General features: G+C 45.5%; 7 protein-coding genes. 6 read left to right on the forward strand and 1 reads right to left on the reverse strand.

Features of this window, described 5'->3' with window-relative positions; all coding sequences use genetic code 11:
• The first annotated feature begins 6 nt into the window (after nucleotides 1-6).
• The 6 genes from Q4492_RS12075 (at nucleotide 7) to Q4492_RS12100 (ending at nucleotide 11,548) form a co-directional block, all read left to right on the forward strand.
• Nucleotides 7-2,427, forward strand: coding sequence for a type I restriction-modification system subunit M (locus tag Q4492_RS12075; RefSeq protein WP_303418244.1), 2,421 nt, complete (start codon nucleotides 7-9; stop codon nucleotides 2,425-2,427).
• Nucleotides 2,424-3,797 (forward strand): restriction endonuclease subunit S, encoded by a 1,374-nt coding sequence (locus Q4492_RS12080; RefSeq protein WP_303418245.1) that lies wholly within the window; start codon nucleotides 2,424-2,426, stop codon nucleotides 3,795-3,797. Before Q4492_RS12075 ends, Q4492_RS12080 begins: the two co-directional genes overlap by 4 nt.
• A complete protein-coding gene (locus Q4492_RS12085; RefSeq protein WP_303418247.1) occupies nucleotides 3,790-6,417 on the forward strand; it encodes a TrlF family AAA-like ATPase in 2,628 nt (875 codons plus the stop codon). The genes Q4492_RS12080 and Q4492_RS12085 overlap by 8 nt, the downstream gene beginning before the upstream one ends.
• On the forward strand, nucleotides 6,396-7,544 hold the full coding sequence (locus Q4492_RS12090) for an RNA-binding domain-containing protein (protein ID WP_303418248.1): 1,149 nt from the start codon (nucleotides 6,396-6,398) through the stop codon (nucleotides 7,542-7,544). The genes Q4492_RS12085 and Q4492_RS12090 overlap by 22 nt, the downstream gene beginning before the upstream one ends.
• 180 nt (nucleotides 7,545-7,724) lie before the next feature.
• Nucleotides 7,725-10,835, forward strand: a complete 3,111-nt coding sequence (locus Q4492_RS12095) for a type I restriction endonuclease subunit R (RefSeq protein ID WP_303418249.1) — start codon at nucleotides 7,725-7,727, stop codon at nucleotides 10,833-10,835.
• Nucleotides 10,835-11,548, forward strand: a complete 714-nt coding sequence (locus Q4492_RS12100; protein ID WP_303418251.1) for a M48 family metallopeptidase — start codon at nucleotides 10,835-10,837, stop codon at nucleotides 11,546-11,548. The genes Q4492_RS12095 and Q4492_RS12100 overlap by 1 nt, the downstream gene beginning before the upstream one ends.
• Nucleotides 11,549-11,736: 188 nt before the next feature.
• Here Q4492_RS12100 and Q4492_RS12105 read toward each other — a convergent pair whose 3' ends face one another.
• Nucleotides 11,737-12,375: a hypothetical protein gene (locus Q4492_RS12105; RefSeq protein ID WP_303418252.1), complete on the reverse strand. Its 639-nt coding sequence runs from the start codon at nucleotides 12,373-12,375 to the stop codon at nucleotides 11,737-11,739.
• Between the last annotated feature and the right edge of the window lie 785 nt (nucleotides 12,376-13,160).

Consider the following 13,160-nt stretch of genomic DNA (forward strand, 5'->3'; position numbering starts at 1 on the left):
ACCCAAATGGCCATTAAGAAAACTGAACTTTACTCTTCCCTTTGGGCCAGCTGTGACGAGCTACGCGGCGGTATGGATGCCAGCCAATATAAAGACTATGTACTCACCATGCTGTTTATGAAGTACGTGTCCGATAAATACAAAGGCGATCCCTACGGCATGATCGTGGTACCGCAAGGTGCCAGCTTTGACGATATGGTCGCGCTGAAAGGCGACAAAGAGATCGGCGATAAAATTAACAAAGTCATCAGTGCCCTTGCAGAAGAAAACGATCTCAAAGGCGTGATCGACGTGGCCGACTTTAACGACGAAGACAAGCTTGGCAAAGGCAAAGAAATGGTTGACCGCTTAGGTAAGCTAGTCGGCATTTTTGAAGGCTTAAACCTTGGCGATAACCGCGCCGATGGCGATGACTTGTTGGGCGATGCTTACGAATACCTGATGCGCCACTTCGCCACCGAATCGGGCAAATCCAAAGGGCAGTTTTATACGCCCTCCGAAGTGTCACGCATCCTTTCAAAAGTCATTGGTATTGATAGCAATACCTCGCAAGATGCCACCGTGTACGACCCAACATGTGGCTCTGGCTCCCTGTTGCTAAAAGCCAGTGATGAAGCGCCCCGTGGTTTGAGTATTTTTGGCCAAGAGATGGACAACGCCACCAGTGCCTTGGCGCGTATGAACATGATCCTGCACAACAACGCCACCGCTAAAATCTGGAAAGGCAACACCATCTCCGACCCGCAATGGAAAGAAGCAAACGGCCAACTTAAGACCTTTGATTTCGCCGTGGCCAACCCACCGTTTTCCAACAAAAACTGGACTAGCGGCATTAACCCGCAAGAGGATGAGTTTGGCCGTTTCAGTTGGGGCATTCCACCGGAGAAAAATGGCGACTACACCTTTTTATTGCACATCATTAAAAGCCTAAAAAGCACTGGCAAAGGTGCGGTCATTTTGCCACACGGTGTGTTGTTCCGTGGCAATGCTGAAGCGCGCATTCGTGAAAATCTGATTAAACAAGGTTACATCAAAGGCATTATCGGTTTGCCAGCCAACCTGTTCTACGGCACGGGTATTCCTGCTTGCATTATCGTGATCGACAAAGAACACGCCCAAGCTCGCAGCGGCATTTTTATGGTCGATGCCAGTAAAGACTTTATCAAAGACGGCAACAAAAATCGTCTTCGCAGCCAAGATATTCACAAAATTGTTGATGTTTTTACCAAGCAGCTAGAACTGTCTCGCTACTCCCGTATGGTTCCATTAAGCGAAATCGCCGGTAACGACTACAACCTGAATATTCCCCGTTATATCGACTCCAGCGAACCGGAAGATCTGCACGATTTAAGTGCTCATCTACGAGGCGGTATTCCGAACCGCGATATCGATGCTTTAGAGCGTTACTGGCAAGTCTTCCCGAGTATTCGATCGACCTTGTTTGAACATGCGCGCGGAGGTTATAGCAAAGCCTTGGTTAAAGCCTCTGAAGTAAAAGGTACCATTTTGAATCATGCGGAGTTTAAAACTTTCGCGACGGAAAGCTTGCAGCATTTTCATGCATGGAGTGAAGCTATCGCGTTAGAGGAAATCGCTATTGGCGATCAACCCAAATCGCTTATTTTTGAAATCAGTGAAAGTTTATTGCATAGCTACTCGAACGTGCCGTTACTCAGCAAATACGACATTTACCAGATCCTGATGAATTACTGGGCGGAGTCGATGCAAGACGATGTATACGTGCTAGTGCAAGACGGCTGGCCAGCAGGAAAAGTGCTGCGTGAGTTAGTCGTTAAAAAAGGCGAAAAGCTCAAAGAAACCCCTGATCTAGTGATTGGTAAAGCCAAATACAAAGCTGAACTTATCCCTCCAGTGTTAATCGTGGCGCGCTTTTTTGCTGCTGAACAAGCTAAAGTGGATAACCTACAATCGCTACTTGATAGCGCCAGCCAAGAGCTTGAAACCTTCCTTGAGGAAAACAGCGGCGAAGACAGTTTGCTGAATGATGCGCTGAACGACAAAGATAAAGTCACCAAAGCTACGGTTACGGCGCGTTTGAAACTGGCCACCGACCCCGATGAAAAAGCCGCACTAAAACAAGCCAAAAAGCTGTTTGATGCCGAGGCTTATGCTAAAAAAGCCCTAAAAGAAGCGCAAGATGCGCTCGATTTAGCGGTATTTAAGCAATACCCCAAACTCAGCATTGATGAGATTAAATCTCTAATTGTGGACGACAAATGGTTGGCAACACTTGAAAGTAATATCAACGCCGAAATCGAGCGCGTTACCCAGCAACTGGCCAATCGCGTCAAAGAGCTGGAAGAACGCTACAGCGAGCCCCTGCCGGCCATCACTCAATCGGTAGAAGACCTCAGCAATAAAGTGGCGGCTCACTTAAAAGCCATGGGTTTGGAGTGGACGCTATGAGTGGAGTAGCGGAAATGAGTCCGAAATATCTAATGGAGGGGGCTTTGAGTGCCATACCGGTGGGCTATAAACAGTCAGAGTTAGGAATTATTCCGGAGGATTGGGAAACCAAGCCTCTCGGTGAGTTGGCTGAAATATATAGTGGCGACAGCCCATCAAAGTTTGTGTTTTCAACCGAAGGAACGCCGTATTTCAAAGTGGAACAGCTTAATAATGGTTCTGTATACGCAGATACCACACCATATTTTATTCAAAGCTCAAAAAAAGTTTTGGCAGGAAGTGTAATATTTCCAAAAAGAGGTGCATCAATCTTATCCAATAAGATACGAGTGCTAAAACATGACTCCTTTATGGACACTAATTTGATGGCATTAACATGCCATCATGGCTTAGATGAACTTTTTCTATACAATCAATTGACATATCGTGGTTTGGATTCAGTAGCAGATACTACGTCTATACCCCAGATAAATAATAAACACATTTCTCCGTATCTTGTTCCATTACCCAGAAAGGCAGAACAAACCGCAATCGCCAATACGCTATCCGATGTCGATGCGCTGATCAGCGAGCTGGAAAAACTAATCGCCAAAAAACAAGCTATCAAAACCGCTACCATGCAACAACTCCTCACCGGCCGTACCCGCCTGTCGCAATTCGCCTTGCTTGAAGATGGTACAAAAAAGGAATATAAGCAAAGTGAGTTGGGGGAAATCCCAGAGGATTGGGAGGTAATTTCAATAGGCGAAGCATTGTTAGCTAAGTCTTTGGTAGATCAGATGGATGGTAATCATGGTGAGCTATATCCCAAAAGCCATGAATTCAGTTCCTTTGGTGTTCCTTATATCGGGGCAACCGATTTCTATAGTGGAAAAATTGATTATAAAAATTGCAAATATCTGCCAATACAAAGAGCCAACAAGTTTAAGAAAGGCATTGCAAAAAATGGCGATGTCTTATTTGCCCATAATGCTACGGTCGGGCCAGTTACCTTGGTCGAAACAGAGCTAGATTTTATTGTAATCAGCACAACGGCAACATACTACCGTTGCAACAAAGATGAGATAGATAATGTTTATTTGGCCAGTTATTTCAAGTCAGAGAGATTTATTAAGCAGTTTTCTTCAGTAATGTCTCAATCGACACGAAACCAAGTGCCGATTCTTGCGCAGCGTAAATTTTTGTTAGTGCTACCACCAGTTCAAGAACAAACCGCCATCGCCACTATCCTGTCCGATATTGACGCTGAGATCCAGGCACTGGAACAACGCCTTGTCAAAACCGGCCAAATCAAACAAGGCATGATGCAAGAGCTGCTGACGGGTAAAACACGGTTAATCAAGCCATCAAAGGAGGTTATTCATGAGTGAGTCCGTTTTTGAATATGGTAGTCGCTGGTTAAAGGCCGACTTCCACCTCCATACTGATGCCGATAAAGAGTTTACCTATAGTGGTGAAGAAAACGACTATGCAAACCAGTATGTTGCGGCGCTTGCGAATGCGGGCATTGGTCTTGGGGTTATCACCAACCACAATAAATTTGATGTAGATGAATTTAAGGCGCTACGCAAAAAAGCCAAAAAATCAGGCATTGGCTTGTTGCCGGGCATTGAGTTATCAATCAAAGATGGTCAGGCCGGTGTGCATACCTTGGTGGTATTTTCCGATGAATGGTTTAATAACAAAGAACAAACCAACCATATTCAGACGTTTCTTAGCCTGACTTTTGCTGGTATTGCGAACTTCGAAGATGAAAATGCGCGCTCGAACCACGATATTGTCGAAACCGTGCGTGAGCTGGATAAATTTCACAAAGATTACTTTCTCATTTTTGCCCACGTCGAAGCACCAAAGGGGTTGTGGAAAGAACTCGCACCAGGGCGAATAAAGGATTTATTTGCTAACGCGACAGTAAAGCGTAGAGCCTTGGCTTTTCAAAAAGTGCGCACCCGTGATGAACGCGCGAAAATCCAGCAGGCATTAGGTCATTTATATCCGGCTGAAGTGGAAGGTTGTGATGGCAAGAACCTTGCGGATATGGCGGCACGAAAAGAGGCAAGCTACTTAAAGCTTGGCTCATTCAGCTTTGAGGCGGTCAAGTTTGCGTTGCGCGATAAAGCCTCCCGAGTCCGCGCCGAGCTGCCTAGCTATAAGCATTCTTATATTCAAAAAATCCGTTTTGAAGGTGCTGGTACTTTAGGTGGCACAGAAATTTGCCTTTCACCTGAGCTTAATACTCTGATTGGCATTCGAGGCAGTGGTAAATCATCCGTATTGGAAGGGGTGCGTTATGCGCTGAATATTCCTTTTGGTGATAAGTCGTCGGATGTGGAATACAAAGAAGGGCTGGTAAAACACTTACTGCGTAGTGGTGGCAAAATTACCATCGACGCCATTGACCGTCGTGGCCAGCCCTATCAAATCCGCCGCATATTGGGTGAGCGCCCCGATGTGTATGTGAATGGTCAGTTGCAACCGGGCGTGTCGGTGCGTGAAACGGTATTGCATCAGCCGATTTATTTTGGCCAGAAAGATCTTTCCAGCACGGGCGCTGGCTTTGAAAAAGACTTGATTGAAAAGCTGCTTGGCGACGCACTGGTACCTGTCCGACAAAAAATTGAGCAAGGCCGTCAGCGGGTGGTGGATGCGATAAATCAGATTAAACGCCTCACCCGAGCGGCAACGCAAAAGCAAGAATGGTTGCAGAAAAAGCAAGATGCTGAATTTAAGCTCAAGTTCTATCAGCAACACGGTGTTGAAACTAAGCTACAAAAGCAAATTGACTTTGACCGCGATGAGCGCAAAGCACAGCAAGTCATTCAAGGTGCTGAGGATTATCTTTCGGAGCTCAATAGTTTTGTGGCCAGCTTTGAAGATGAGCTAAAAAATCAGGCGTTGTATAAGTCTGCCCAGAATCAGATATTTTTTGATGACTTTTTTGCGACCTACCAGCAGTTGATTGCTGGCTTTGATGGCATCAAGCAAACGGTGCTCAATGGTCACAATACGGTTGCGCTATTACAGCAGAAACTAGCTGGCTTTGTACAACAAAAGCAGGCGCTAAAAGAAGAGTTTGCCGAGATTGAGCGCAAACTGGCCACCGAGCTTAAGCAAGCCGGTGCACAAGCCATTAGCCCGCAAGAGTTTAAGCAGCTTAAAAGCCTGTTAGACCAAGCCGAGCAAATGTTAGCCGTACTCGCCAAAAGCGAGCAGCAGTATGCGGATTTGAATCAATCCCTAGTGCGTGAATTAGTGCAGCTTAACGATTTATGGCTGGAGGAGTACCGCACCATTGAGCAGGTACTGAGCAAAATCAATCGGGTTGATTCGCCCCTTAAAATTGTGCCGCAATTTAAAGCGAATAAGGCTGCCATGCTCGCGTACATGCAAGACTTATTTCGAGGGAGCCGTATTCGTGAAGTAACGTTGCAAGGCGTGGTGGATGAATACAGTGATTTCGCATCGGCCTATCGCGATATTGAAAAGCTGAGAAGCACGCTTGGCGGGTCTTTTGATACCTTCTGGCAGTATTTTGAAGACAACCTGGAAGCCTTGTTAACCTGGCAAGTGCCGAATGTGTTTACCATCGAGTATCACGGCAAAGCACTGGCGTACCACTCGTTGGGGCAACGGGCATCGGCGTTGATGCTGTTTGTGTTAAGTCAGCAAGAAAACGACGTGGTGATCATTGATCAGCCAGAAGATGATTTGGACAACCAAACTATCTATGACGATGTCATCAAGTTGATTCGCCAGCTTAAGCCTTCTACCCAGTTTATCTTCGCGACACACAACGCCAATATTCCGGTACTGGGTGATGCGGAACAGGTAATTGCCTGTGAGTATCAAGATGACCATATCGCGTTGGTTAACGGCAGCATTGACTGTGCTGACGTTCAACAGCGCATTGTAAGTATTATGGAAGGTGGTGCCGAAGCCTTCGAAAAACGTAAGCAGGTATATGAAGCATGGAAACCGAAGAACTCTTAGCGATTATTGCCAACGGTGAAGACTCAAGGCATCAGTTTAAGCAAAACATTACCCGAGCTGAGAGTCTGGTGCCCGAGTTAGCGGCATTTAGTAATTCTAAAGGCGGCTTATTGTTGATCGGGGTTACTGATGAGGGTGGCATTCAGGGGCTGACTATTGAGGATATGGGGCGCATCAACCAGCTTGTTTCTAATGCGGCAAAGGATGTAAAACCACCGATTTCCGTTACCACGGAAAATGTTGCCTTACCCAGTGGTATGGTGATGGTTGTTGATGTACCTGAAGGCATAAGCAAGCCTTATATGGATGGCAACCTACATGTATGGGTAAAGAATAGCGCTAACAAATCCAAAGTCAGCGCGCGAGAAGAGCTACTGAGAATGTTTCAATCCTCGGCGTTGGTCCATGCGGATGAGATATCTGTGAACGGTAGTTCTGTTACAGACATAGACCAAGAGTTTTTTGACGCATTTTTTGAAAGGGAATACGGCGAACGAGTTGAAGACCAAGACGTATCTCGTGTTCAACTACTTGAAAACATGAATTTGGCAAAGAACGGGCAGCTCAATATTTGTGGTGCTCTGTTATTTGCTTCAAGACCACAAATACGCTTACCGGTTTTTATTGTAAAAGCGGTGGCTTTTCCGGGTGTTGATATCGAAGACGAGCACTATATCGACAGCCAGGATATTAACGGCAAGCTATCGGATGTATTCCAAAAGGTTCTGGGTTTTGTGTTGACTAACATTCGCCATGTGCAGAATGAACAAGGCTTCAACTCAGTAGGCGAGCCAGAAATTCCGCGAATCGTGCTTGAGGAGCTTATTGCCAATGCGCTGATTCATCGCGATTACTTTGTTTCCGCACCTATTAAGGTTTTGGTGTTTGCTGATCGAATTGAAATCGTGAGCCCCGGTCACTTGCCCAATAACTTAACGATAGAAAATATCAAAATGGGTAACTCGAATGTTAGAAACCCAATTTTGGCCTCGTTTGCTCCAAAAGTGTTGCCATATCGAGGCTTGGGGAGCGGCATAAAACGAGCGATAAAAGCGTATCCAGACATTGAGTTTATTGACGACAGAGCTGGCAATGCGTTCAAGGCCATTATTAAGCGAACTCAATGAATAGCGAGTACAGTTGGTAGCGTTAAGTGCTCAAAAGTCTAACTTGCTTGAACGTTGCTTGACTGATTGGTGCTGAATTTAACAGATTTGGTAGTAATTTATTGATTTAAATGGATAAAATTTGCTTGATCGTTGCTTGATTGGCAAGGGAAACAAGCTTCGAATTGATTAGAGGTTAGGATGAGTAACGTAGGTCAGCGTGAGCGCGCTACCCAAAATCGTATCGTTCAGTTTTTTCAAACTGACTTAGGTTATCGCTATTTAGGCGATTGGCAGGATCGCGCTAATAATAAAAATATTGAAGTGGATATCCTCGTTGATTGGCTAAAAAACCGCGGTGTCAGCGAGGCGTTGATCAATCGTGCTATTCGCCAATTGGATACGGCAGCAGCACTGGGCGAAGGTAAAAAGCTCTATTACGCCAACAAAGACGTTTACCGCCTGCTGCGTTACGGCGTGAAAGATAAAGAAGGCGCTGGCCATCTTAATGAAACTGTGTGGCTGATTGACTGGAAAAACCCAGAAGCAAACGATTTTGCCATTGCCGAAGAAGTCTCTATCAAGGGCGAGAATAAAAAACGTCCAGATATTGTGTTGTATGTCAATGGTATCGCACTCGGTGTGATTGAGCTGAAACGCTCTTCTGTGTCGGTTTCCGAAGGTATTCGGCAGAACCTCGATAATCAGAAGAAAGATTTTATTCGTAACTTCTTTACCACCATGCAATTGGTGATGGCGGGTAATGATACGCAAGGCTTGCGTTACGGCACGATTGAGACACCAGAAAAGCACTACCTTGAGTGGAAGGAAGATTGCAGCAGCCATGAGCCAAATAGAGGGCCATACGATCATAAACTCGATTTTCACCTGAGCCGCGTGTGTAACAAAGCGCGCTTGCTGCAAATTATCCATGATTTTATTGTTTTCGATGCGGGTATAAAAAAGACCTGTCGCCACAATCAATTCTTTGGTATTGAAGCGGCAAAACGCCATATCGCAAGGCGAGAAGGCGGCATTATTTGGCACACGCAAGGTTCTGGTAAAAGCCTCACTATGGTGTGGCTGGCCAAATGGATACGCGAAAATGTCAAAGACGCCCGTGTATTGATCGTGACCGATCGCACTGAGCTGGATGAGCAGATTGAAAAGGTGTTCACTGGTGTTGAGGAAGATATTTATCGCACCAAAAGCGGTGCCGATTTGGTGGCGACACTCAATCAGCCCAACCCTTGGTTGGTTTGCTCTTTAGTCCATAAATTTGGTCGGCAGTCTGATTCGGAAAACGATACCGCGACGGATGAGTTTATTGCCGAGTTAAAGAAATCACTACCATCGGACTTTAAAGCCAAAGGCGATTTGTTTGTGTTTGTGGACGAGTGTCACCGTACTCAATCGGGCAAGTTGCACGAAGCGATGAAGTCCATTCTGCCAGAAGCCATGTTTGTCGGCTTCACCGGCACGCCCTTGATGAAGAAAGACAAGAAAAAATCGGTTGAGGTATTTGGCCCTTACATTCACACCTATAAGTTTGATGAAGCCGTGGCCGATGGTGTTGTGCTCGACTTGCGCTATGAAGCACGAGACATTGACCAAAACGTCACGTCGCAGAAAAAAGTAGATGAATGGTTTGAAGCGAAAACTCGCGGCTTATCTCGATTAGCGAAAACCCAGTTGAAACAGAAATGGGGCACCATGCAAAAGGTGCAGTCCAGTAAATCGCGTTTGCAGCAAATTGTGAATGATATCTTGCTGAATATGGACACTAAGCCACGCCTGATGGATGGCTACGGCAATGCCATGTTGGTCTGCTCTAGTGTCTATCAAGCTTGTAAAGCTTATGAAATGTTCAGCCAAACAGATTTAGCCGGTAAGGTGGCTATTGTCACCAGTTTTCAGCCGACCGCTGCAAGTATTAAAGGGGAAGAAACCGGTGAAGGTTTAACGGAAAAGCTCTTTAAGTACGATATTTACCGCAAGATGCTTGCAAACTACTTCGAGCAACCGGAAGACAAGGCTGCAAACCGGGTTGAAGAGTTTGAAAAAGAAGTTAAAAAACAATTTATTGATGAGCCAGGACAAATGCGCTTGCTCATCGTGGTCGATAAGCTGCTGACTGGCTTCGACGCCCCTTCGGCTACCTATTTGTATATCGACAAACAGATGGCTGATCACAACCTGTTTCAGGCCATTTGCCGCGTGAACCGCTTGGATGGCGATGATAAAGAATACGGGTATATCATCGACTACAAGGATTTGTTCCGCTCCTTGGATAAAGCGATTTCTGATTATACTCAAGGCGCATTTGATGGTTATGACAAGGAAGACGTTGCAGGGCTGCTGAAAGATCGTTTAGAGCAAGCCAAGCTCGATTTGGATAATGCGCTTGAAATGGTGCGCGCGTTGTGTGAGCCAGTAAAAGCGCCACGCAATACGGAAGACTACATTCATTACTTTTGTGGCAAGTCAGGTCTGAACCAAGACGAACTTACTGAGAAAGAGGCACTGCGTTTAACGCTTTATCAGAATGTTGCCAAACTACTGCGTGCGTTCGCCAATATCGCCAATGAAATGCCTGATGCAGGCTATTCTGCGCAAGATGTAGACTCGATAAGAACAGAAGTGGCTCATTTTGAAAAAGTCCGTGACGAAGTAAAACTGGCCAGTGGCGATTTGGTAGAAATGAAACGCTTTGAGCCTGCCATGCGCCACTTGTTAGATATGTATATTCGTGCGGATGACAGCGAAGTACTGATGGATTTTGAAGAGCTGGGGCTTATTGAGCTCATTGTCGAAAAAGGCGCTGATGCCGTGGAGGCTTTGCCTGAGAGTATTCGCAAGAATCAGGAAGCCATGGCCGAAACCATCGAAAATAACGTGCGTAAAACCATCGTTGATGAAAACCCGGTTAACCCTAAGTATTACGAGCAAATGTCGGTGTTATTGGATGAGCTGATTGAGCTTCGTCGCCAAAAAGCGATTGAATATCAAGAGTATCTGGAAAAAATCCGCGAGCTATCTCGTAAGGTTATACGTCCAGAGCAGACAGCGGCTAACTATCCGCCATCGATGGACTCTAATCCCAAACGCGCGTTTTACGATAATTTTGGTCAAGATGAACTACTGGCTACCAAAATAGATAGTGCCATTCGTTATACCAAAAAAGCGGATTGGGTAGGTGATCGCTTTAAGGAGCGAGAAATTGCCAATGCGGTGCGAGAAGAAACGGTGGGTTATGACGTGGATATTCAGGGTGTAATGGAATTGGCAAAAGCGCAAAAAGAGTACCATTGATGCCTAAGGTAGAAATTGGTTCTATTACGATGCAGTTAAGTCGTAAGGCCATTAAAAACCTTCATATCAGCGTGCTACCACCTGATGGGCGTGTGCGCGTTTCTGCTCCTGAATCTATGACAGAAACCGCAATCCGTATGGCAGTGATTAGTCGCATTCCTTGGATCAAGAAACAGCAGAGTGATTTTGCCAAACAACCTCGCCAATCTGATCGAGAAATGGTGAGTGGTGAATGTCATTACCTGTGGGGCAGGCGTTATCGATTGAATGTGGTCGAGCGCGCTGGTAAGCATGAAATCAAGCTAGGTCGTGGTCGATTGCATTTATATGTCAATCCCGCAACAACGCTTGAGAACAAGGCACTGGTACTGAGCTCATATTATCGAGATGAACTTAAAGCGCGAATCGCTGAGTTATTGCCTATTTGGGAGGATAAGATCGGCGTTATCGCTGCCGATTGGGGCGTTAAAAAGATGAAAACCAAATGGGGTAGCTGCAATATTCAGGCAAAGCGTATTTGGCTAAATTTAGAACTTGCTAAAAAGCCACCGGAGTGTTTGGAGTACATCCTGGTGCATGAATTGGTGCACTTGCTTGAGCGTAATCACAATGAACGCTTCAAGGGGTATATGGACAAGCTACTTCCCGATTGGCGAGAGCGTCGAGATTTGTTAAACCGAATGCCTTTAGCACACAATAATTGGATTTATTAAAGTTTGGTTTTGTTTAATGCAGGTGTACTGGGGTATTAACGGATATTGCTGACCATTTCGTGGATCATCACGAGATGGTATGAATAGATGGCCATTCAGCTTTATTAATATTAAAATCGCACCAACAACACCCCTCCCGCTACCCGTTAGATCAGCGCCCTGAGAGGGGTTACTCTTTTTTCAGGCTTCTAATTTTTGGTACCGTAATGAGTTACGGCACCAAAATTCGCTTTCAACCACACATCATTTTCCGGCCCACAAAGGTGGTGCAGCAGCGCTAGGTTAATCTGGTGGCTGATCACGTTGCCGTTTCGTTTTCTCTTGTCTTTTCTCAAACCTCTCAGTAATAACCCCGTGCATGATTTTCCTATTTGCTCCGGCGAACTGGGCAGGAAAAAAGCTCGGTTTTGCTGTTTGGGGTGCAAGGTAGCGCGTTTTCCTGTTTTAGATAAAGGCGTGATGCACCAAAAAATACAGGCGTTGGCCGGTGTGTTGGCTGGTAATGTGTTGTTTTGAGTTGTGCCATCCTCATATATCGGTAAAAAATGTGCCGGTAACAGAACTAACCCGCCTTGCGCATGCCCATCAACCTCAGGTAAAGGTAGCCAATACAGGTTTGGCCATTGCTCGGGGTACTGCCATTTTTCTACGACCTCTTTTGCACCAATGCTGTTCAGCCATTGGTGAATCGGGCAGCCAAGGTGAGCTTGTTTAACGCGAGGCAGTTGATGTGTCAGCCATCGGGTTAAACGTTCGGCTGCATTCTCGCACTGGCTTAGTGCTGGGTAGAGGGTAAACGCGCCATGCCCAACTAGTAAATCGACCACCTGCTGTATCCATTCTCTATCCCAATTGTTACCACTTGCCCATAACACGTCACTTATCACCTTGTTGGTTTTTCATGCCGTCTATTTTCAGTGGTCGGGTGCAGACTCGGTGGTGAAATAGATGAAAGAAATGGCCATCAAACTAATCAGTCAAATCGGCTTTTCGTTATGACCTGTGCGAGGCTAACTGTTTGAAATATATCGTCCAATACGTCGCTGTTTGGCGGCATTTGGCTAGTGCAAAAAAATCGAGACGCCAAACGATCGTTTGCATTCTGGGTTTAAAAAATCAAACGGTTTGTACTTTGATGCCGAGGTTGGTTTAGGGTGCAAAAAGTGCTAAACCTTGCGTTGCGCCAGTAGCTGCAATGCTTAGCAGTGTTGGATTTCAATCGAGAAGCCAAACAGTAAATGGGCTAATTTCCCTGTTTGGCGTTTCGATCCAAAAGCCAAACGGATAGTGGTTTTGGCGTATGGGGGTAAAGGCATGGGGAAGTGTGTGGCGGCTGTTGAAACTCATGAATGGAAAATGACGCATAGAGGGGGATTGCATCAGCTGTTCAAAGTAAGTAATTGGGTTGGTTGATTTAGCTTAAAGCTGGGTGTGGTATTTTGTAAGCGAACTGTTCTAATTAATGCCCCATTGTCCAATTTGCCCACAGTAAATGAGAGTAGATGTTACTTTTATCTATAATTACATATCAAATATAGGATTTTGATGTGTAATAACTAATCATTCTTGTGGTATTCGAATTAGGATGATATGTTTTTGTATATGATTATTG

The sequence above is a fragment of the Neptuniibacter sp. 1_MG-2023 genome, from assembly GCF_030547185.1.
Taxonomy (GTDB): Bacteria; Pseudomonadota; Gammaproteobacteria; order Pseudomonadales; family Balneatricaceae; genus Neptuniibacter.